A 21,195-nucleotide genomic window follows, 5' to 3' on the forward strand; every position below is an offset into this window, starting at 1 on the left:
TTAAAATACATTTAGAAATAAAAAATAAATGGTGTAATCTTGGTAATACAATAAAAAAAACTTGACAATCAATTCAGTTTTTAACCCCTAATACTGTCAAGCTTTTTTAGGATGAGACACTTAGAGTGGTCTTTAGTTCACTTGGAGTAGTCTTGTAGTTCACTTAGAGTGGTCTTTAGTTCACTCGGAATGGTCTTGTAGTTCACTTAGAGCGGTCTTTAGTTCACTCAGAGTGGTCTTGTAGTTCACTTGGAGTGGTCTTTAGTTCACTTAGAGTGGTCTTTAGTTCACTCGAATGGTCTTATAGTTCACTCGGAGCGGTCTTTAGTTCACTCGGAGTGGTCTTATAGTTCACTTAGAGCTATTATAATTTCCTCTCAAACGTTTTAGCAATGCTTTTGTAAACCTGTAAATAGCTGTCAAATTGAATTGGTGCAATTCCAACGATTAAATAATAAGAGCTATTTGAAAATAGCATTACTTCATAAATTAATTCTTTTTGTCCTTTTTCATTTTCGCCAGTTCCAATTACTTCGTAGCCAGTCATACCATCAATTTCAATGGTAGATACTTTTTCAATTTTAGTTTTCTTGCCATTGGGGAATTTCTGCATTGTTTCAATAGCCAATAGTTTTTTGTCTGGAACAGTCGAAGTATTGACAAGTATTTGACCAACCGAAAGAAAAGCTTTGTCTGTATCGACAGGAGGTAATTGTCCGTCACTAGTAAAAATTAATGAGCCAGAAAGTGAATGAGCAAATTTGAACTTTGTATCAGCGGTATTTATCTTGAAATTTGCTTCTTCAAGCGGATTTACCTGTTTAGTACTTTGATAAACAACAGACGCTATTGCTTTGTCCATTTGTTCGGCTAAAGTTTTATCGTTTTCGGGGTACAGAAAATTTACTAAAAAGACTTTCTTAGAATCTCCAAAAACTAAAATTGTTTTTGAAAAATCCATACCATTAGCAGATTGCTTGGTGATGAGTAATTTTGCAGGTGTATTTTGAAAAGAAATATCTTCCGTTTTAATCAGAATAACTCCTCTCGTTTTAAGGTTTTCAGCAGTAAAAGATTTTACCATTTCTGGATAAGGAGCAGGAATTTCGGCAACTAAAATTGATGAATTCGTTTCGGCTTGTTGAAAGCCACTAAAGCCAACCCCTTTTGCAAAATTTGGCGGAGGAACTAATGCTATTTTTGTGGCTGAAATGAAAATATGTTCAGAACCAAGCTTGTTGTTAATAGAACGTTTTTGAGCAAATGTTTCTAAAGTAAAGAAACATAAAAAAAGGAAAAGCAATTTTTTCATTGGAGTGTAAATTCGTTAAAAGATTATTGTGATAAAATATTTCCAATATACAAGCTTCACGCAAACAAAACCAATCCCTTAAATTTTTATAGGTATTCTTTTTCAAAACCGCTAAATTTGCAACTCTTTAGCAATTCGGCTGTATTTATGTTGTTTTAGAAATTAGCCGACAAACAACCAACAATCTGTTTCATCATGATTCATTTCTTCGGGAGTCACTCCAGCACAGTTTATGCCGTGCAAACGCATGCCATTCTTTCAGATGAAGATATTCAAAAACTCTTTTGGCTTTTCAACAGTAAAATCGACCATACTTTTACCCTTGTAAACCAAGAAAATGCTACTTTGGAAGCTGTTTTTGTAGGTCCACGTGCAGCCATGATTACGCCGTGGAGTACCAATGCTGTTGAAATTACCCAAAATATGGGTATTCAAGGAATTGTTCGTATTGAGGAATTTACGGCAGTAGCGGAGGATTTTACTGATTTCGACCCGATGCTTTCGCAAAAATATACGCAATTACATCAAGGAATTTATACCATCAAGATTGAGCCTGAGCCAATTCTTGAAATTGATGACATTGCCGCTTATAACAAAGAACAAGGTCTCGCATTGAGCGAAGAAGAAGTTGGCTACTTGAATGGTTTGGCAGCAAATTTAGGTCGTAAATTGACAGACTCAGAAGTATTTGGTTTCTCTCAAGTAAACTCGGAACACTGTCGCCACAAAATCTTCAATGGTACTTTTGTGATTGATGGTGAGGCAAAACCAAGTTCTTTATTTAAACTTATCAAGAAAACTTCTGAAACGAATCCGAACGACATCGTTTCTGCTTATAAAGATAACGTTGCCTTTATTAAAGGCCCACGTGTTACCCAATTTGCTCCTAAATCTGCCGACAAACCAGATTTTTATGCAGAAAAAGAATTCGATTCTGTGATTTCTGTAAAAGCTGAAACGCACAATTTCCCAACAACTGTAGAACCTTTCAACGGTGCTGCAACAGGTTCTGGTGGTGAAATCCGTGACCGTTTGGCAGGTGGACAAGGTTCATTACCATTGGCTGGAACAGCGGTTTACATGACTTCTTACTCTCGTTTAGAAGAAAATCGTCCTTGGGAAAAAGCGGTTAACGAGCGTGATTGGTTGTACCAAACGCCAATGGATATTTTGATTAAGGCTTCAAACGGTGCTTCTGATTTTGGTAATAAATTCGGTCAGCCATTAATTACGGGTTCTGTTCTTACTTTTGAACACGAAGAGGAATCTCGCAAATTAGGTTTCGATAAAGTAATCATGTTGGCTGGTGGTATTGGTTATGGCAAAGAAAGTCAGGCGATAAAACAAAAGCCAAGCGTAGGCGATAAAGTAGTGGTATTGGGTGGTGAAAACTACCGCATTGGTATGGGTGGAGCAGCGGTTTCTTCGGCAGATACTGGAGCTTTTGGTTCGGGTATAGAGTTGAACGCTATCCAACGTTCAAACCCAGAAATGCAAAAACGTGCTGCCAATGCGATTAGAGGTTTGGTAGAATCTGACCATAATCCAATCGTTTCTATCCACGACCACGGTGCAGGTGGACACTTGAACTGTTTATCTGAATTGGTAGAAGAAACAGGCGGTTTGATTGATTTAGATAAATTGCCAGTAGGCGACCCAACGCTTTCAGCTAAAGAAATTATCGGTAATGAATCCCAAGAACGTATGGGCTTGGTGATTGGTGAAAAAGATTTAGCAACTCTTCAACGTGTTGCAGAACGTGAGCGTTCGCCAATGTACACTGTGGGAGATATTACTGGAAATAACCGCTTTACTTTCGAATCGAAATCGACTGGTGCTAAACCAATGGATTTTGCGATTTCAGAAATGTTCGGAAGTTCTCCTAAAATCGTGATGGAAGACAAAACCATTGAGCGTAACTACGCAGGTTTGTCTTATTCAGAAGCCGAAATTCCAACATATTTAGAACAAGTATTGCAATTAGAAGCCGTAGCTTGTAAAGACTGGTTAACCAACAAAGTTGACCGTTGCGTAGGCGGACGAGTAGCTAAACAGCAATGTGCAGGACCATTGCAATTACCTTTGAACAATGTAGGCGTAATGGCTCTAGACTTCAAAGGAAAAGACGGAATCGCTACTTCTATTGGTCACTCGCCAGTAGCTGCTATCGTTGACCCAGCGGCTGGTTCACGTACTGCCATTGCGGAGGCACTTTCAAACATCGTTTTTGCTCCGTTGAAAGACGGCTTAAAATCGGTTTCGCTTTCTGCTAACTGGATGTGGGCTTGCAAAAATGCGGGTGAAGATGCACGTTTGTACGAAGCCGTACAGGCTTGTTCGGATTTTGCTATCGAATTGGGTATCAATATTCCAACAGGAAAAGATTCACTTTCGATGAAACAAAAATATCCAAACGATGAAGTAATCGCTCCGGGTACAGTTATTATCTCGGCAGGTGCACATTGTTCGGACATCAATAAAGTAGTTGAGCCAGTTTTACAACGCAATGGCGGAGCAATTTACTATTTGAACTTATCAAAAGATAGTTTCAAATTAGGTGGTAGTTCTTTTGCTCAAATCTTGAACAAAGTAGGTAAGGAAGTGCCAACGATTCAAGATGCAGCGTACTTCAAAACAGCATTCGATACTTTCCAAGACTTAATCAAAGCAGGCAAAATCGCAGCAGGACACGACATCGGTAGCGGAGGTTTGATTACGACTTTGTTAGAAATGTGTTTTGCCGACGTAAATCTTGGAGCAAATATTGACCTTTCAGGTTTGGGAGAAGTTGATACTGTAAAAGCATTATTCAACGAAAACATTGCCTTGGTATTCCAAGCGGATGCTTCGGTTGAAGCGGTTTTTGCTGAAAACAATATTACTATCGTTAAAATTGGTGAAGTAGTAGAAGGTAATACAGTTTCGGTGAAAAACAATGATACTTCATTTGACTTTGCAGTAGCTGAATTAAGAGATGTTTGGTTCAAAACTTCCTTCTTGTTAGATTCAAAACAATCGAAAAACGGAACAGCTTTAGAACGTTATAGCAATTACAAAAACCAAGCTTTAGCTTATACTTTCCCTTCACATTTCACTGGAAAATTAACGGATAACAGTACAATTTCAGCTCGTCCGAAAGCGGCAATTATTCGTGAAAAAGGCTCAAACTCAGAGCGTGAAATGGCGAATGCGATGTATTTGGCAGGTTTTGATGTAAAAGATGTTCACATGACTGACTTAATTGCTGGTCGTGAAACCTTAGAAGATATTCAGTTTATTGGTGCAGTAGGAGGTTTCTCTAATTCAGATGTTTTAGGTTCGGCAAAAGGTTGGGCAGGAGCATTCTTGTACAACGAAAAAGCCAACGCCGCTATCAAAAAATTCTTTGCTCGTGAAGATACCCTTTCGGTAGGTATTTGTAATGGTTGTCAGTTGTTTATGGAATTGGAATTGATTAATCCAGACCACGAAGTACACGGCAAAATGCACCATAACGAATCGCATAAACACGAAAGTATCTTTACTTCGGTTACTATCCAGCAAAATAATTCAGTAATGCTTTCTACTTTAGCAGGTACTACATTAGGCGTTTGGGTATCGCACGGAGAAGGAAAATTTGTGTTGCCTTACGGAGAAGAAAAATACAGTATTGTAGGAAAATACGGTTACGAAGCCTATCCAGCCAATCCAAACGGCTCGGATTTCAACACCGCCATGATGTGTGATGCCACAGGTCGCCATTTAGTAACCATGCCACACATCGAACGTTCAACCTTCCCTTGGAACTGGGCAAACTACCCAGCCAACCGCAAAAACGACGAAGTAAGTCCTTGGTTAGAAGCATTTATTAATGCAAGGCTTTGGATTGAGGAGAAGAATAAATAGAAACAGAACTTTACTTTTTCTATTAGCTGGCGAATTAATTCGCCAGCTAATAGAAAAAAATAGGCTTTCAAAAGCCTGTATAAGCTGATTTTATAACGTAATGCTTAATCAAGCCTCTTTCTTGCAAGTTTATATATACTTCAAGAAACGTAATTAAGTGAAAGATTTAAAGCCCGTCGTTTGTCGATGGGCTTTTTAATTTAATGTTTTCACTTCTTTTTCATAAAGTAGATTGACGAGTATCTAATTGATTCATTCGAGCATTAAAACGATACTCACGAGCATCCAATTGATTCAATCAAGCATTAAAACGATACTCAAGAGCATCTAATAGATTCATTTAAGTCTTAAAATGATACTCACGAGTATCGAATTGATTCATTCGAGCATTAAAACGATACTCACGAGTATCGAATTGATTCAATTGAGCATTAAAACGATACTCACGAGCATCGAATTGATTCAATCAAGTCTTAAAACAATACTCACGAGTATTAAATTGATTCATTCAAGTATTAAAATGATGCTCTTTCTACTTCATCACCACTCCACCAGACCCTTCTTCCGAAGGAAATAATTGAAATATATTTCTTGGAAAAAGTCCTGCTTCGTTGCGATGCGAGACGTACAAAATGGTACTTTCACTTTCGTTAGCAATTTTGTTGATTAATGATATAACCAGTGAAGTATTGTGGTCATCTAAACCAGCGATGGCTTCATCTAAAATCAATAGTGGCGGATGTTTTACCATTGCTCTGGCTATCAAAGCCATGCGTTGTTGCCCTGTCGAAAGCATAAAAAATGGCTTTTTACTGAGCTTGTTCATCTCAATTAAAGTAAGCCATTGTTTGGCGAGCTTGATTTGTAAATCAGAAGGTTTATTATACAAGCCAATAGAATCATAAAAGCCAGACATTAGCATTTGTTCTAAAGTGTGACTTGCTGTAAATAAATCCGTCATGGCAGGCGTAACGTAGCCGATATTATTTTTAATCGACCAAACTGTTTCGCCAGTACCTTTTCTTCTACCAAATAGGGTTAAATCCTGTCCATATCCTTTGGGATTATCACCCGTAATCATCGACAACATAGTAGTTTTCCCAGAACCATTTGGCCCGACTAAATGCCAAAATTCATTTTTATGGATTGTCCAAGTAATGTCTTTTAAAATATGTTTTTCACCATAACTTACATTTACTTTGTTGAATTTAATCAATTCAGGATTGGGCAAATCGTAATGCTTGATAGGAGGAGGGATTTCTCCTGAAAAAGAAGAGGTTTGATTTTTTCTATAGTTTTTAAGAAAAATTTGAAGGTCTTCGTGTACAACTAATTGGTTATTTTTTTCGATACTTACAACATTACTGATGAAAGACAATAAGTCTCTTTCACGATTGATTAGCTGAATTAATGAAGTATGTGTACCAATTTCATGGAGCATTGCTAATAAAGAAGCCTGAGCCGCTACATCCAAATTATCAAAAGGATTATCTAAAATCAAGTAATCGGGCTTTTGTGCAACCAAGTAATTCAACAAAGCTTTTTTCTGTTCTCCGCTCGACATCGACTTCAAACTTCTGTCAAGATGTTTGGTTACAGCCGTAAATCCATGTCGATTTTCTTCATCAATAAAATCATTGACCGTCAGGCTTGAAAATAACAAACCGTTTGACTTGTTTAAAACTTCAAAAATTCCCGTAGCTTTCTGAGATAGCAATTGTTGAATAAATACTTGTTTGTTGGCACTGTTTGATAAGAATATTGCCCAATGTTTGGTGTTTTTCATAAAATAAACCGCTTGATTTTGAATATTTCTGCAAGAAGTAAAGGCCTTTATATTTAGGAGAAATAAAAAACTCCTCAAAAGCATTGCTAATGAGGAGTTTTTTGAATGTTAATTTGAAGTTTTGAAGGATAATTTAACTCATAATTCAAAACTCAAAATTCAGAATTGATATTACATCATTCCACCCATTCCGCCGCCACCACCGTGTGCGTGTGGAGCTTCAGCAGCTGGTTTGTCAGCAATAACACATTCAGTAGTCAATAATAACCCTGCGATAGAAGCAGCGTTTTCTAATGCTAAACGAGTTACTTTAGTTGGGTCGATGATACCCGCAGCAATCATATCTTCGTATTTGTCTTCACGAGCGTTATAACCGAAGTCACCTTCGCCAGCTTTAACAGCGTTAACAACTACTGAACCTTCACCACCAGCGTTAGCAACGATAGTTCTCAATGGAGATTCAATTGCTTGACGGATAATGTTGATACCAGTTGTTTGGTCTTCGTTGTCACCAGTTAAACCGTCTAATGCTTTGATAGCACGGATTAAAGCAACACCACCACCAGCTACGATACCTTCTTCAACAGCGGCACGTGTAGCGTGAAGAGCATCGTCAACACGGTCTTTCTTTTCTTTCATTTCTACTTCAGTAGCAGCACCGATGTAAAGAATAGCAACACCACCTGACAATTTAGCCAAACGTTCTTGCAATTTCTCACGGTCGTAATCAGAAGTAGTATTTTCGATTTGTGCTTTGATTTGGTTAACACGAGCTTCGATACCATCTTTAGCACCAACTCCGTTCACAACAGTAGTGTTGTCTTTGTCGATGATGATTTTTTCAGCTTGTCCTAAATATTCAATAGTAGCATTTTCTAATTTGAAACCACGTTCTTCAGAAATTACAGTACCACCTGTTAATACTGCGATGTCTTCTAACATAGCTTTACGACGGTCACCGAAACCTGGAGCTTTAACAGCAGCAACTTTCAATGCACCACGGATTTTGTTAACTACTAAAGTAGCTAAAGCTTCTCCGTCAACATCTTCAGCAATAATTAATAAAGGACGACCAGTTTGAGCAACGCCTTCTAATACTGGTAATAATTCTTTCATTGAAGATACTTTCTTCTCAGAAATCAAGATGAACGGACGCTCTAATTCAGCTTCCATTTTCTCAGTATTCGTTACGAAGTATGGAGATAAATATCCACGGTCGAACTGCATACCTTCTACTGTTTTAACTTCAGTTTCAGTACCACGAGCTTCCTCAACAGTAATAACACCTTCACGACCAACTTTGTCCATCGCATCAGCAATCATTGTACCGATTGTAGCATCCGAGTTAGCAGAGATAGTAGCTACTTGAGCAATTTGTTGTGAAGTTTCGATTGCTTTAGATTGAGATTTCAACGAAGCAACAACAGCACCAACTGCTTTGTCAACACCACGTTTCAAATCCATTGGGTTAGCACCTGCAGCAACGTTTTTAGAACCGATAGTGTAAATAGCTTGTGCTAATACAGTAGCAGTAGTAGTACCATCACCAGCTTGGTCAGCAGTTTTAGAAGCAACTTCTTTCACTAACTGAGCACCCATATTTTCAACAGCGTCTTCTAATTCGATTTCTTTCGCTACTGAAACACCATCTTTAGTGATTGAAGGTGATCCAAATTTCTTGTCAATAATTACGTTACGACCTTTTGGTCCTAAAGTTACTTTAACAGCGTTAGCTAAAGTATCGACGCCTTTTTTCAGTTTGTCTCTTGCGTCTGTGTCAAAAAATAATTCTTTTGCCATTTTTGGTATTAGTTATTAGTTATCGGTTGTCCGTTATCAGTAACGATGATTAAATTAATAACGGAGCAAACAACTTTTATTGAATTTTTTGAAATTATTCTGTCATCAGTGATAATGTTACAAATAACAATTAACGAATAACAGATAACATAAAAATTAAAGAATTGCGAAAATATCGCTTTCACGCATGATAAGGTAATCTTTACCTTCTACTGCAATTTCAGTTCCTGAGTATTTACCGTATAAAACAGTGTCGCCAACTGCAACTGTCAATGGTTCATCTTTTTTACCAGAACCAACTGCTACTACAATTCCTCTTTGTGGTTTTTCTTTAGCAGTGTCAGGAATGATAATCCCAAATGATGTTTTTTCTTCTGCGGCTGCTGGTTCTACCAGAACTCTGTCAGCCAAAGGCTTGATACTAACTGTTGACATTGTTTTTTTGATAAGTTATTTTTTGTATTTGATTTTTTAGGTAATTGTTGAAATGCGATTTGATTTTTGTAAATAATTTTCAAAAATCAAACGAATGTGCATACAACATTGCAATTTCATCATATTTTATGCCATTGTCTGAAAAACGGTAAAATTGTCAGGTTTTGATATAAAATAGAAATCTATGATTAGACGCTAATAACTATTTGACAGACTTTAAAATACTTTTCAGAAATCTTGGCATTTTCGTGGAAATCATTAATTTTATTATTCTAAAGCGAAAGCGAATGCTTTTAAGTTTAGTCTGTTTTTAAATAATAATCCTTCACTAAATGATGTCGCCTATGAAAAGCTTAGAGAAAGATTGGCTAACCACTGGACTCATTGATTTTGAGTACAAGAAATATGTGTTACTGGCATATTTGCAACAGGTTAAAAGTAATTTTAAAAGTAAGAAGTTATATCCTGACTTACGAGATTTGCAGTATCATTACGATTATTCTATGTATTTCAAGGATGGTATTAACCAGATGAGTGTTCAGTTTCCAAAAAGAATCAGAGGAGTAAATCCTGAAAGTTTGGATGTCGAATATGAATTTTCAAATCAACCTCAAAGTGAGTATTTATCTGAGATTGAATCAATCATGGAATATGCCTTGCCCAGATTTAAAAATGCTTTGCATGAAGGCGAGCAGATTGTAGCAGAAGTACAAAAGGATATTCATATTGCGCCGATTGGGATTTTACCACTTTACAAAAATGATGGTTACTTGTTATTGCATGAACCCATTATTCATGAAACAAGGGTTTATCAGTACAATCTTACAATTTTTGAAAACAAGCATGAACGATTGCGAGGCTTAAAAACCTTTTATGTAGAAACCATTAAAAAAAGTGCCTTGAGTACTTTCGAGAACATTAAAATAGATTTAGTAAAACGTTATAAGCATCTTCCTAATCCTGCTACTTATTTGGTAGAATCAAAATATGTTTTGCCATTGGAAGAAACCTTTTTGCCAATCGCTAAAAAGAAAGTAGTAGAAGTTGTAACGAATTGAGAAAAACAAAAAAGGTGATGGAATTCCATCACCTTTTTTGTTTTTCTATGTTTAATATCTAAATCTTACTCCTTCAAAATCAAAAAGAATAATTTCTGTTCCATTTTTCTTTTTCAAGATAATTTTTTCAGGTTCTTGTTGATTTACTCTTTGAATAATCTGAGAGTTTTTAGGCAAATAAAAATTAGTAAGCTGAGCATCTACCACTGAATAGGAAGGAATATCTTTTCCGCCAGGCGTAGTATCTTGATGGTTAGAATACAATACAGTATCGCCTTCAGCATAATTTTGTACAATTTTATTTGCCACTAATTGATATGGATTGTTTTTACGAGGTTCTGCAAAACTCATAAAATATCGTGGCGGATTATCCTGCCAAATATTTTGGATGATACCCGTCAATAAGTAACACTGTACGCAACACATTGCCAATAAAACATATTTTACATTCGATTTCAAATGCCAAATTTCTCTTATTAATAAAGCCACTAAGATAATGCCGAAAGAGTAGGAGTATCCAACATACCTTGGCATAATTCTGAAAGTGTTACCATCTTGCCAAGAGAAAAATATTAAGAAAACAAAAGGTAAAACAACTAAAGAGACAAGAAATAAGATTAGGTTATTCCCTTCCTTTTTTCTATTCTTCCAAATAAGATTTATCAAGATAAATACCAATACAATATTTAGCCCCAACACCAAAAATTGCCCTTTGGCAACAGTACAGAAAACTAAAATTGCAATCGCCATTGAAGTACAGAGCGCCATTTTAAGCTTTTCAGATTTTATCAGGATGAATCCTAAAATCCCTGTCAATGAAGCCGCAATGGTCAATAAAGTGTTTCTTAAACCTGTTAACTGAAGATAAAGCCCTTCGCTACTGATAAAGGCACAAGAAATTACATGACGAATTTGTCTGGTAATATTCTTTACTGTAGCTACCGAAAGGTATTCATCTGGCGAGTTTTGTGCGAGATAATTATAGGTTTTTACACTGTTCTGTACATAATCGAACAGCCATTTTCCTCCGTCTGATTTTAACCAAAATATTACGCCAATCAAAGGAATAATCATTGATAAGCTGAGTCCAATCCAAGTACGTAAAACTCTTACATGCAAGAGTACATACAAACCATGAATAAAGAATAAAGGGAAAGTAGAAAAATGGCAAAGCTCACAAGCTAATACTGTTAAGCCATAAAGTAAGTAATATCCAACAGGTTTTTCGGCTTTTTCTTCTTTCTTTACAATCAATAACAAAAGATGTGTTGCTAAAATTGAAAGGAAATATAGTAAAGCATAATTACGGGCTACCTGCGAATAATTGATGTAAAAAGGAGAAATCGCAGCTAGGAAAGATGCTAAAAGTGCTAGTCTGACAGATTGAAAATGTGTTTTGACGAAAGCAAAGATGACCAGAATTGTCAACAAATTAAATATCAACGACGGAAATCTCAAACTTTGGTCTGACAAACCAAAGGCACTCGTCCAATAATGCAATGAATAAGTATAGAGTGCGCCATTGCCTGTGTCTAAGCGAGCAATTGAATCAAAGAAATCGTGATAATCCTTTTCCGACCAAAATTCTTGAGGGGTAAAGTAAGGATTTTTAGGTTTGCGAACAGAGTCTTTCTGATTGTTCCCTTCATAGCTTGTAAACTGACTTACAAAGAGAGAGTACTTTTCATCACCCGCCAATCCGTGTTCGCCGATGTTATGAAAGCGTAAAAAAAAAGCAAGCATTAGTATGCTTGCTAAAATTAAGTATTGATATTTTTTCATTAAGTCTCGCATGAACTATCTTAACTAAAATGACTATTCTAATTAATTTAATTGTAAAATATGTCTTGAATAGACGATATTCCGAAAACTATTTAATGTGATAAACCTTATTTTTTTGAAGTATCAGTAGGGTTTGTTCCTAATGCGGGTGCTGCTGCTGGAATACCTGCTTTTTTAGAAGCTGCCTCTGTATTTACTGATTTGAACGTTTCAGCACTTTCAGTAGGTGTGATAAACTTAGTAGCTAAAACTAATAAAGCGATAGTAATTGCACCTCCCCAAGTAATTTGTTCTAAAAGGTCTCCTGTACGTTGAACACCAAACATTTGGCTTGCACCAGCCGTTCCGAATTCTCCTGATAAACCACCACCTTTAGGATTTTGAACTAATACTACAAATACTAATAACACTGCAATGATGCAAATAACTACGATAATTGCTCCGAACATCTTTTATTTAATTTGAAAATTTGAAAATGAAATTCTAATATTTTTAAACTCACTGAAACGAGCTGACAAGTCCTTAAATAATAATGGTAAATTTAAAATTCTGATAGCTCTTGAATTTTGCTTGCAAAGTACGCCTTTTTTTCTGGGAATTTCAAAATTAATTTCTCATAAACTCCTATTGCTTTCTCTTTCCTTCCTTGCATCGTAAGGATTTTAGCATAGCTTTCCGTCACAATTCCTTTGTCTAATTTACCGCTATTCAATGATAAATCTTCTTGTTTTCCCATTGCTTCGAGCTGGCTTTTACTACTTCTGATTAAGCCGGGGTCTTTCAATAAAAAGTTTTCAATGATGGTATTTTGCAATTGCTGTTTCTGAGCTATTTCATTCAACAACATATCTTCTGCCACGGTTGAATAACTCAAGAATTCTTTATCCGATAATACTTCTTGCTGATACTCTTGTTGTTTGCGTTTGTCTTCATCTTCTTTGGCTTCTAAGATTGTTTCTAGCTTTCTTAAGAAATCAGAATCGAACTTTGCAGTTGTAGATACGTTCGAGTGGTTTGTAAAAGTACCATTCATAATTCTACGCAGGGCATTTCTGCTTAATGAATAAGCGGCAGCTTTACGTAATTTAGCCTGTTTGGCAAGCTCATCGTTTTCATAAGCTTTTGCCAATAAAGTATGAGCAAGCGAACAATATGGATATTGTTGAATGGTTTCTTCCAGTCCATTTATTTCAAGTGCTGAAACTTCTGAAAGGTTAGCCACCAGATATGTAAAGGTTTCTTTAGTCATTTTATCAATAGCTAGCTTTTTGAGCTTTGAATAATGGGCTTCTAATACAGGAAAAGTGATTCAGGAGTCACAAATTATGTCTTCTGATACAGAAAAAGTGATTCAGGAATCACAAATTATGTCTTCTGATACAGAAAAAGTGATTAAGGAGTCACAAATTATGTCTTCTGATACAGAAAAAGTGATTCAGGAGTCACAAATTATGTCTTCTGATACAGAAAAAGTGATTCAAGAATCACAAATTATGTCTTCTGATACAGAAAAAGTGATTCAGGAGTCACAAATTATGTCTTCTAATACAGGGAAAGTGAGTTAAGAGTATCAATTTGCTTTAAATCAATATTTTAAAACTCACAACTCATCATTCTTAACTCACCATTCTCCAGCAGTTTTATTGAAAATATCTAATACGATTTGGTCAAGTATTTTAGGAATTAAAGTGCCTTGAGCCGCCGTAATAGTCTGTGTTTGAGGGAAATCCTGATAAAAAGAAAACTCTTGGTCATAGTTTTTGTTTTCATCCTTAGCATTCGTAAACTTCACTTGAATACGAATCGTCAACCTATTCAAACCACCTTTATCATTTGCCGTGGGTGCTTGTGCTTCTACATCAAAACCAGTGATAGCACCTTCAAACATCAAATCAGGATTGCTGTTTGTCATTTTCAAGGAAGTGTTTCTTTGAAAATACTCTTTGATTTTCTCGTTGAAAGTCAAACTCAAATTGGCAGGTCCTCCAGCTGTTTGAAAAGCAAAGTTTTGAATTTGAATCGTTTTTAAATTCGGGTCTAAGCTAGCTCCACGAAAAGAATAGCAGCCACTCAACACTAACATACTCAAACTTAAAAGAGCAACAATGCTAACTTTCGAGGAAGCCCAAAAAGGAGTTTTACTCTTCTTCAATATCATACTGTTTGATTTTTCGGTACAATGTTCTTTCTGAAATTCCCAAATCTTGTGCGGCATATTTACGCTTGTTTTTATTTTTTTGTAAAGCCTTGATAATCATGTCTTTTTCTTGTTTTTCTAAAGAGAAAGATACTTCTTCGGCTTCGTGGGTAACGTCTATGAACGCATTTTTATTCTCAGAATTATTATTTCCTAAGTTAATAATTGTTAATTCGTTATCAGGCTGATTATTCGAGAAATTATTCGCTGTTGGCGGTAATGTTCTCGGATTGTTGAATTCAGGTTGATAATTGGGTTGGAATGGAAATGAACGTTCCTTTTCAATGTTTTGGAAAAGGCTTTCATTTTGTTTCAGAATATCTGGATTTACTTCACCGTTTTGCAATACTTCTAAGAACATTCTTTTTAATTCGGTCACATCCTTTCGCATGTCAAACAGAATTTTATAGAGTAATTCTCTTTCGGTGAAATTATCGTTTTGTTGTGCTTCAAAATCTCTTCTAACCAAACTATTACCCATCATTTTTCCATTGTTCATCTGGAGATAATGCGCTAGTTTTTCGCCATCCACAATTCTCTCATCAGTTTCAAGAATAGAAATCTGCTCGGCAAGATTCTTTAATTGTCTGATATTTCCCGGAAAGCGTTGGGTCAACAAAATTTGTTGTGCATCAGAAGTAAGCTGAATCGGTTTGATACGATATTTTTCAGCAAAATCGCTACTAAATTTTCTGAAAAGTAATTCAATATCCATTCCTCTGTCACGCAAGGGTGGCACAAAAATCGGAACAGTATTCAAACGATAATATAAATCTTCTCTGAATTTACCACGTTCAACGGCAGTCATCAAATTGATGTTGGTTGCTGCAACTACTCTAACATTTGTTTTCTGAACTTTAGAAGAACCCACTCTGATAAACTCGCCGTTTTCTAATACTCTTAACAAACGAGCTTGTGTTCCCAATGGCATTTCGGCGATTTCATCTAAGAAAATCGTACCGCCATCGGTTACTTCAAAATAACCTTTTCGGGCATCAATTGCGCCAGTAAAAGCACCTTTTTCATGTCCGAAAAGTTCAGAATCAATCGTTCCTTCTGGAATTGCACCGCAGTTTAAGGCGATGAATTGTCCATGTTTTCTGGCAGAAAGATTATGGATAATCTTTGAAAATGATTCTTTCCCAGAACCACTTTCTCCAGTAATCAGCACAGTCATGTCGGTTGGGGCAACTTGTGAAGCCACCTCAATCGCATGGTTTAATGCTGGAGAATTGCCGATAATACCAAATCGGGCTTTTATGGATTGTAGTTCGGACGTTTGCATTTGAATAAGTGTTTTTTGTAAAAATGAAATGAATCTGTTTAAACAAGGCAGATATTTCTTTTTACTCTACTTCTCCAAACAAAGTAGCTGATGAACATGAAGTGATTTTTACATTCACATAATCGCCTTTTTGATGATTTCCCTTTGGTAAAATCACCATTTTATTTTGGTCATTTCTACCTTGTAAGAAATCTGCTGAACGCTTAGAATCACCTTCAATCAATACTTTTTGAATTGTTCCAACCGACATTTCATTACGTTCCTGAGAAATTTTGCGTTGAAGTGCAATGATTTCTGCCAAACGTCTTTGCTTTTCTTCGTCAGAAATATCATCTACTAATTTCTTAGCCGCAGGTGTACCGGGACGCTCAGAATAAGCAAACATATAACCATAATCGTAACGAACGTATTCAATTAACGAAAGTGTTTCCTGATGGTCTTCTTCGGTTTCTGTACAAAAACCAGCGATAATATCTTGAGAAATACCACATTCTTCGCCCAATACTTCACGGATTTTATCAACACGATTGATGTACCAGTCACGGTCGTAAGTACGGTTCATCAATTTTAAAATTCTACTACTTCCGCTTTGGGCTGGTAAGTGAATATAATTACAAACATTTTCGTACTTTTTGATGGTATAAAGTACTTCGTCTGTAATATCTTTTGGATGAGACGTTGAGAAACGAACTCTCAATAATGGATTAATCAAAGCGACTCTTTCTAATAATTGAGCAAAATTGACAGTTTCAGTTCCATCAGCAGAAGCCCATTTGTAAGAGTCAACATTCTGACCTAATAAAGTAACTTCCTTGTAGCCATTGTCTAATAAATCTTGACATTCTTTCAAGATAGAATAAACATCACGAGAACGCTCACGACCACGAGTAAAAGGAACTACGCAGAAAGAACACATATTGTCGCAACCACGCATGATTGAAACAAAAGCCGTTACGCCATTTGAATTCAAACGAACTGGCGAAATGTCTGCATAAGTTTCTTCTTTAGATAAGAAAACGTTAATCGCTTTATTGCCTTCTTCTACTTCTTCAAATAAATTAGGTAAATCACGATATGAATCTGGCCCTGCTACTACGTCAACGATTTTTTCTTCTTCCAAAAACTTCGTTTTCAAACGTTCAGCCATACAACCCAAAACACCTACGACCAAACTTGGACGTTTTTTCTTGAGATGCGTAAAATTCTTTAAACGATTTCTTACTTTTTGTTCTGCATTATCACGAATGGCACAAGTATTCAAAAGAATAACGTCTGCTTCGTCAAATAGAGAAGTAGTCGCATAGCCATTTTCTTGTAAAATCGAAGTAACAATCTCGCTGTCAGAGAAATTCATCTGGCAACCGTAACTCTCAATGTAAAGTTTCTTTTTGTCTTGTTTTCCTATTTCATCCACAGTAGTGCGTGGAAGATCTAAAGCTTCTTTATCTTCTTCAGTAAGTATTTCTAAATTTCTCATATCTTTTTGTTCACCAATTTTGCTACAAATGATTGAGCAAACGTGAAAATTATTTTTGGACTAATGGAATCACAAGCCTGTGATGAGGGGCAAAATTACGAAGAAATATTGTTATGTCTGACAGAATGTCAGTAAATTGTTGTAATTAAAAAGGATAACCAATTCCGAAGTTTAAAACCAATGGATTACGATAAGTAGAAGGCAGTTTTTCACTAGGTTTAAATAATACCCAACGATTGTTTTCTGGTAAAGAAGGATCTACCATTCTTACCGCCCAATCTAAACGCAAAACAAAAAATGATAAATCGACACGAACACCAAAACCAGTTCCGACGGCAATTTCTTTATAAAATCTATCAAACTGAAAATCGCTACCAGTAATCCCTTCCGTATTTTGTCCTTGAAAACGCCAAACATTACCAGCATCCACAAAAAATGCTCCGTTAATATTATAGTCTCCGTAAAATCTTAAAATTTTGAAACGATATTCTGCACTTGCTTCGAGAAGAATACTTCCGGGTTGGTCGAAATTACCTTGTGCAGAACCAGGGCCTAAACCTCTTGGTTTCCAAGCACGCAAACTGTTTGGTCCACCTACAAAGAAGTTCTTTTCATAAGGTAAACCTCTTTCTGTACCATAAGCATAAGCCAAACCCGTATTGATTTTATAAACGAAAATGGAATTGCCTTGAGGATTTAAAGCAAGGTATCTTCGATAATCAGCATTAATTTTCAAGAAACGATAGAATTGTAAACTATCACCAAAAACGTCTGCGACAAAACCTATTTTGCCTTTCGGGAAAAAGTTAAGGGTAGTTCCGCCAGATTCTAAGAGTACTCTTAAATAATTTCCTTTGGTGATTTGTCCATAAGGATTATCGGTATAAGTATAAGAAGCACTGATGCTAGAAACGAAAGATTTATTAAAGCTTCGCCCCAAATTGTTACCTGCATAGCGTTGAAGGCTATCCAAAAAGTTTTTGAAATCACGAGCTTGCTGATTGTTCGGATACGAAGTAGAAAGTAAGTTTAAGTCAATCAATGAAACTTGCCAGAATTTATTTGGCGAAGGTCTCCATAAATAAGTCTGGTTAATTTTAAAGTTTAATCGGTTATATTCTTGTCGCCCGACAAATTCAACTCCACCACCCAAACGAGTTTGTGGTGTAAAATCATTCAATCGTTGAGCGATAAAATTGGGTGCTAAAATTTTTGGAATGATAATCGAAGAGTTGAAGCCCAATTCTAAATTTCTACTCACAATATCTGGGCGAATGAAACCAGCTTGGGCTTCAAAACCAAAGCGAAAATTCGTTTCTAAGGAACTCGCACTACCTCTTAAATTACGCAGTTTGAAAGAAGTATTAAAGAAAGGTCCTAAAACCAATTTATAAATACTTCCACCTGTTTCGGCAGTGAACTGATATTTATCTAAAGGACGAGCATAAATCGTAGCATCCAAAACACCTTTGGTTGTATCAAAATTTACTCTTGTGAATTGGAATTGGTCAAGTCCATACAGTTTTTTTTGAGTTAAAGTTACCTTTTGAAGACTGTAAGGCTCGTTCGGACGAATATCAATTTTGGTATCTAATAGCTTTTCAGAGAATTTTTTATTCACGAATAAGTACTGGATATTCCCAAAAACTACGGTATCTACCTTTGCCTTAGGAATATTCGGTGAAGTACCATCCGAAATAAATGTTACTTTGTTAAGCAGATACGATTTATTGTAATTCGGGTTTTGCGGAGGACGGTCGGGATTTGGCACAAAAGTAATTGCCTCAATTCCTTTTGTAATGGCAGTGTCCAAATCGTTAATACGGATACTTACGTTCTCTTTTGTAAAATGATAATAGCCATTGTTTTTCAATAATTCTTCAATTCTACTTTTTTCGGCATTATAAGTTTCTACTTCCAAACGATTGCCATTTTTTAGCAGACTTTGGTGTTGGTTTTTCTTTAAGATAGCATAAATCGCTCTGTCGGGCGTAACCAACGAATCTGTTTTATAAAAAGGATAATAATTGCCTTCGTTTACCAAATAGGTAACAGCAATACTTCTTTTTTTGAAGAAAAGGCTATCAGCTTTGTAGCTTACAGCATAATTGAAAAAGCCATGATTTTTGAAATAGGTTTTTACTTTCTCAACATTTTTCTTGGCATCTTCTTCATAAAAATAAGATGGAGCTTCGCCAAAAGTGCGCATTCCCCAATTGCCTTCGTTGATTTTTTTAGTGAGTTTTTGTGCTTTACTTTCTTTCTTTTTTGATAATTCTAAGAAAGCCAAAGAATTATTATCAATTGAATTTGCTACACGGTCGAAATCCTCGTTTAACTTTGTTAGTTCTTTTTGCCATTTTAGCTTTTGATTTGGATAATTTTGAGCAAAAAGCTGGTGAAAATATAATCCAAGCGTAAGAGGCGTTTTAAGTATTCTTTTGTTGGGTCTTTGTGGAAGTAAAGATTCTAGTTTTTCGGTGGTAACAATTTTATTCCCTTTAAAAGTCTGTGAATACAGCAAAGGGTCAGTTAATATGACTTTTGGTGAACATCCTGATAAATAGATGATTATCGAAAACAAAGAGATATGGGAAAGCGTTTTTTTCAAGGATAACAATGATAATAGATTTTATAAATAATCAATAATTTTTAGACTGATGCTATCAAAAAATCAAATTAAATACATTAATTCTCTGCAACAAAAAAAGTTTAGACAAGAGCATCAATCTTTTATTGTAGAAGGAGCAAAAAGCGTGCTCGAACTTATTCAATCTGATTTTGAAGTAGAATTACTTTTTGTTACAGATGATTTCTACAAAGAAAACGAAAGCCTTTTAGAGAAACAACCCATTCGTCCAGAAATTGTTACACAAGCTGAATTAGAACGTGTTGGTTCATTTAGTTCAAACAATGCGGCTTTGGCTACTGTGAAAACGAAAGCGAACCAAGAAATATTTGCGCAAGAAAATGAATATGTATTAATCCTTGATGATATTCGAGACCCTGGGAATTTAGGAACAATTATTCGTGTGGCAGATTGGTACGGAATCAAAAAAATTGTATGCTCGAAAGAAACAGTTGATTTTTATAGTCCAAAGGTGATTTCATCAACAATGGGTTCATTTACCCGTGTAGCAATTTATTATACAGACTTGCAGATGTTTCTGGCTGAAAACAAGCTGAAAGTTTATGGTACTTTTTTGGATTCTGCTAATGTTCATCAAACTGTTTTTGCTGAGGCAGGATACATTGTAATTGGAAATGAAGCCAATGGAATTTCGGAAGGAGTAGAGTGTTTGGTGACTGATAAAATTACGATTCCACGCTTCGGAGCGGCCGAATCTTTGAATGCTGGAATAGCCACTGCGGTTATTTGTGATAATCTTAGAAGAGGAAAATGATAAAATCTGAGGTTTTTGTATGAATTTACCTAGTTTAATCGGTTGATTTTCAATATTTTATTTAAATTTAAATTCGAGATAAATCCGTAACGATTTGTTAACTATTTACTAACCACTGTGAAAAGCAATTCTGTTTTTTTTGCATTTATATAAATTCTGGAGCTATGTTTTGGTACGAAGACGAAGTAAAAAGATTAGAGCAAGAGCGTTTGAAATTACCATATCAACCCAAAACGGCTTTTTATGGAAGTTCAACAATAACCCTTTGGGAGAGTTTATATCATGATTTTCAAGAATTTTCTCCTGTTAATTTAGGTTTTGGAGGTTCTACTTTATCGGCTTGTGCTTGGTATTTTGATAGAGTGTTTGCTCAATTTGAAGAAATTAATTCGGTAATTATTTATGCTGGCGACAATGATTTAAGTAATAATCGTCATCCAGAAGAAATTTTTCTTTTTCTTTTTCAATTATTTGAAAATATTCAAAGACGATTTGGATTGATTGATTGTACTTATATATCTATCAAACCGAGTCCACAACGTTGGTATTTGAACGAACAAGTGAAATATACCAACAAGATTATTGAAAGAGAAATAAAAAGTAGAGGCGAACAACTTCATTTTGTAGATATTTATGACCAATATTTGGATGATAAACATCGTCCTGATTCAAGATTTTATCAAAACGATGGTTTACATTTCAATAAGTTGGGTCACGATTTACTAAAAACTAAGCTAGTTGAACATCTTTCAACCCTTGTTTTACAATAAAATC

17 protein-coding genes are annotated in these 21,195 nt (G+C 35.7%); 5 read left to right on the top strand and 12 right to left on the bottom strand.

What is annotated here, in order from left to right:
* Nucleotides 1-364: 364 nt before the first annotated feature.
* Nucleotides 365-1,312 (bottom strand): hypothetical protein, encoded by a 948-nt coding sequence (locus VB798_RS20475; protein ID WP_323689104.1) that lies wholly within the window; start codon nucleotides 1,310-1,312, stop codon nucleotides 365-367.
* Nucleotides 1,313-1,507: 195 nt separating this feature from the next.
* On the opposite strand from VB798_RS20475, the gene purL reads away from it, so the two are divergent.
* Nucleotides 1,508-5,197, top strand: coding sequence for a phosphoribosylformylglycinamidine synthase (gene purL / locus VB798_RS20480; RefSeq protein ID WP_323689105.1), 3,690 nt, complete (start codon nucleotides 1,508-1,510; stop codon nucleotides 5,195-5,197).
* Nucleotides 5,198-5,537: 340 nt separating this feature from the next.
* Here purL and VB798_RS20485 read toward each other — a convergent pair whose 3' ends face one another.
* The 4 genes from VB798_RS20485 to VB798_RS20500 form a co-directional block, all read right to left on the bottom strand.
* Nucleotides 5,538-5,663, bottom strand: a complete 126-nt coding sequence (locus tag VB798_RS20485) for a hypothetical protein (RefSeq protein WP_323689106.1) — start codon at nucleotides 5,661-5,663, stop codon at nucleotides 5,538-5,540.
* A gap of 66 nt (nucleotides 5,664-5,729) precedes the next feature.
* Nucleotides 5,730-6,983, bottom strand: coding sequence for an ATP-binding cassette domain-containing protein (locus VB798_RS20490; RefSeq protein ID WP_323689107.1), 1,254 nt, complete (start codon nucleotides 6,981-6,983; stop codon nucleotides 5,730-5,732).
* A 171-nt stretch (nucleotides 6,984-7,154) separates the two neighbouring features.
* Nucleotides 7,155-8,783, bottom strand: a complete 1,629-nt coding sequence (groL, locus tag VB798_RS20495; protein WP_323689108.1) for a chaperonin GroEL — start codon at nucleotides 8,781-8,783, stop codon at nucleotides 7,155-7,157.
* A 156-nt stretch (nucleotides 8,784-8,939) separates the two neighbouring features.
* A complete protein-coding gene (locus VB798_RS20500) occupies nucleotides 8,940-9,218 on the bottom strand; it encodes a co-chaperone GroES (protein ID WP_184135555.1) in 279 nt (92 codons plus the stop codon).
* A 344-nt stretch (nucleotides 9,219-9,562) separates the two neighbouring features.
* On the opposite strand from VB798_RS20500, the gene VB798_RS20505 reads away from it, so the two are divergent.
* Nucleotides 9,563-10,276 carry a hypothetical protein gene (locus VB798_RS20505; RefSeq protein ID WP_323689109.1) on the top strand — a complete coding sequence of 238 codons (714 nt, stop codon included), beginning with the start codon at nucleotides 9,563-9,565 and terminating at the stop codon, nucleotides 10,274-10,276.
* A 51-nt stretch (nucleotides 10,277-10,327) separates the two neighbouring features.
* Here VB798_RS20505 and VB798_RS20510 read toward each other — a convergent pair whose 3' ends face one another.
* The 3 genes from VB798_RS20510 to VB798_RS20520 all read right to left on the bottom strand — a co-directional run bounded on the left by VB798_RS20510 (nucleotide 10,328) and on the right by VB798_RS20520 (nucleotide 13,307).
* Entirely contained in the window at nucleotides 10,328-12,019 is a 1,692-nt protein-coding gene (locus VB798_RS20510) for a glycosyltransferase family 39 protein (protein ID WP_323689110.1), read from the bottom strand.
* A 146-nt stretch (nucleotides 12,020-12,165) separates the two neighbouring features.
* Nucleotides 12,166-12,507: a preprotein translocase subunit SecG gene (secG, locus tag VB798_RS20515; RefSeq protein ID WP_184135550.1), complete on the bottom strand. Its 342-nt coding sequence runs from the start codon at nucleotides 12,505-12,507 to the stop codon at nucleotides 12,166-12,168.
* A gap of 92 nt (nucleotides 12,508-12,599) precedes the next feature.
* Nucleotides 12,600-13,307: a hypothetical protein gene (locus VB798_RS20520; protein ID WP_323689111.1), complete on the bottom strand. Its 708-nt coding sequence runs from the start codon at nucleotides 13,305-13,307 to the stop codon at nucleotides 12,600-12,602.
* A gap of 76 nt (nucleotides 13,308-13,383) precedes the next feature.
* On the opposite strand from VB798_RS20520, the gene VB798_RS20525 reads away from it, so the two are divergent.
* A complete protein-coding gene (locus VB798_RS20525; RefSeq protein ID WP_323689112.1) occupies nucleotides 13,384-13,623 on the top strand; it encodes a hypothetical protein in 240 nt (79 codons plus the stop codon).
* Nucleotides 13,624-13,679: 56 nt separating this feature from the next.
* On the opposite strand, the gene VB798_RS20530 is transcribed toward VB798_RS20525, so the two are convergent.
* The 4 genes from VB798_RS20530 to tamL form a co-directional block, all read right to left on the bottom strand.
* Nucleotides 13,680-14,216 carry an LptE family protein gene (locus VB798_RS20530; RefSeq protein ID WP_323689113.1) on the bottom strand — a complete coding sequence of 179 codons (537 nt, stop codon included), beginning with the start codon at nucleotides 14,214-14,216 and terminating at the stop codon, nucleotides 13,680-13,682.
* The gene (locus VB798_RS20535; RefSeq protein WP_323689114.1) at nucleotides 14,197-15,540 is read right to left on the bottom strand and encodes a sigma-54 interaction domain-containing protein; all 1,344 of its coding nucleotides are present in this window, start codon (nucleotides 15,538-15,540) and stop codon (nucleotides 14,197-14,199) included. Before VB798_RS20535 ends, VB798_RS20530 begins: the two co-directional genes overlap by 20 nt.
* Before the next feature lie 61 nt (nucleotides 15,541-15,601).
* Nucleotides 15,602-17,017 (bottom strand): tRNA (N6-isopentenyl adenosine(37)-C2)-methylthiotransferase MiaB, encoded by a 1,416-nt coding sequence (gene miaB / locus VB798_RS20540; protein WP_323689115.1) that lies wholly within the window; start codon nucleotides 17,015-17,017, stop codon nucleotides 15,602-15,604.
* A gap of 145 nt (nucleotides 17,018-17,162) precedes the next feature.
* Complete coding sequence (tamL, locus tag VB798_RS20545) at nucleotides 17,163-19,628, bottom strand: translocation and assembly module lipoprotein TamL (protein ID WP_323689116.1); 2,466 nt, start codon at nucleotides 19,626-19,628, stop codon at nucleotides 17,163-17,165.
* 49 nt (nucleotides 19,629-19,677) lie between these two features.
* Between tamL and VB798_RS20550 the strand changes: the two genes are divergently transcribed.
* On the top strand, nucleotides 19,678-20,421 hold the full coding sequence (locus VB798_RS20550) for a TrmH family RNA methyltransferase (RefSeq protein WP_323689117.1): 744 nt from the start codon (nucleotides 19,678-19,680) through the stop codon (nucleotides 20,419-20,421).
* Between the two features lie 164 nt (nucleotides 20,422-20,585).
* Nucleotides 20,586-21,191, top strand: a complete 606-nt coding sequence (locus VB798_RS20555; RefSeq protein WP_323689118.1) for a GDSL-type esterase/lipase family protein — start codon at nucleotides 20,586-20,588, stop codon at nucleotides 21,189-21,191.
* Nucleotides 21,192-21,195: the final 4 nt, after the last annotated feature.

Source organism: Arcicella lustrica (assembly GCF_034930985.1).
Taxonomy (GTDB): domain Bacteria; phylum Bacteroidota; class Bacteroidia; order Cytophagales; family Spirosomataceae; genus Arcicella; species Arcicella lustrica.

Excerpts from the sequence above, each read along its gene's own strand:
- secG (WP_184135550.1), bottom strand. The coding sequence starts at position 12,507 with ATGTTCGGAGCAATTATCGTAGTTATTTGCATCATTGCAGTGTTATTA.
- VB798_RS20525 (WP_323689112.1), top strand. The coding sequence starts at position 13,384 with ATGTCTTCTGATACAGAAAAAGTGATTCAGGAATCACAAATTATGTCT.
- VB798_RS20505 (WP_323689109.1), top strand. The coding sequence starts at position 9,563 with ATGAAAAGCTTAGAGAAAGATTGGCTAACCACTGGACTCATTGATTTT.
- VB798_RS20535 (WP_323689114.1), bottom strand. The coding sequence starts at position 15,540 with ATGCAAACGTCCGAACTACAATCCATAAAAGCCCGATTTGGTATTATC.
- miaB (WP_323689115.1), bottom strand. The coding sequence starts at position 17,017 with ATGAGAAATTTAGAAATACTTACTGAAGAAGATAAAGAAGCTTTAGAT.
- VB798_RS20555 (WP_323689118.1), top strand. The coding sequence starts at position 20,586 with ATGTTTTGGTACGAAGACGAAGTAAAAAGATTAGAGCAAGAGCGTTTG.
- VB798_RS20475 (WP_323689104.1), bottom strand. The coding sequence starts at position 1,312 with ATGAAAAAATTGCTTTTCCTTTTTTTATGTTTCTTTACTTTAGAAACA.
- VB798_RS20530 (WP_323689113.1), bottom strand. The coding sequence starts at position 14,216 with ATGATATTGAAGAAGAGTAAAACTCCTTTTTGGGCTTCCTCGAAAGTT.
- VB798_RS20550 (WP_323689117.1), top strand. The coding sequence starts at position 19,678 with ATGCTATCAAAAAATCAAATTAAATACATTAATTCTCTGCAACAAAAA.
- VB798_RS20520 (WP_323689111.1), bottom strand. The coding sequence starts at position 13,307 with ATGACTAAAGAAACCTTTACATATCTGGTGGCTAACCTTTCAGAAGTT.
- VB798_RS20500 (WP_184135555.1), bottom strand. The coding sequence starts at position 9,218 with ATGTCAACAGTTAGTATCAAGCCTTTGGCTGACAGAGTTCTGGTAGAA.
- purL (WP_323689105.1), top strand. The coding sequence starts at position 1,508 with ATGATTCATTTCTTCGGGAGTCACTCCAGCACAGTTTATGCCGTGCAA.
- VB798_RS20490 (WP_323689107.1), bottom strand. The coding sequence starts at position 6,983 with ATGAAAAACACCAAACATTGGGCAATATTCTTATCAAACAGTGCCAAC.
- VB798_RS20510 (WP_323689110.1), bottom strand. The coding sequence starts at position 12,019 with ATGCTTGCTTTTTTTTTACGCTTTCATAACATCGGCGAACACGGATTG.
- groL (WP_323689108.1), bottom strand. The coding sequence starts at position 8,783 with ATGGCAAAAGAATTATTTTTTGACACAGACGCAAGAGACAAACTGAAA.